This is a genomic window from Neisseria sp. HMSC075C10 (assembly GCF_001815615.1).
GTDB lineage: Bacteria > Pseudomonadota > Gammaproteobacteria > Burkholderiales > Neisseriaceae > Neisseria > Neisseria subflava_A.
The window spans coordinates 1-205 of sequence record NZ_KV821244.1 but is presented as its reverse complement, the minus strand read 5'-3'; the positions used below and the strand labels follow the sequence as shown (position 1 = coordinate 205).

Annotated in this window: 1 protein-coding gene; it reads right to left on the bottom strand. The window is 46.3% G+C overall.

The features are described 5' to 3' along the window. Positions 1-205, bottom strand: a 205-nt coding sequence (locus HMPREF3047_RS01845; RefSeq protein WP_141756540.1) for a hypothetical protein, incomplete at both ends; no start/stop codon positions are given.

Genomic DNA, 205 nt, shown 5'->3' with positions numbered 1-205 from the left:
TGCTTGTGCCAAGTCAACGATGTCTTTATCGTGACGAGTGATAGCTGCGCTAGTCGCGTCGCTCAGGGCAGTTACTTCATCACCGATGTCGTTAACTTTTTTACCCATGTCGGCAGTGTATTTTGCCAATTCTTCGAAGTCAGCTTTATCGGCTTTAGTTTCGATTGCTGCTGTGTTGGCATCAATATCTTTACGGTTGGCTTCC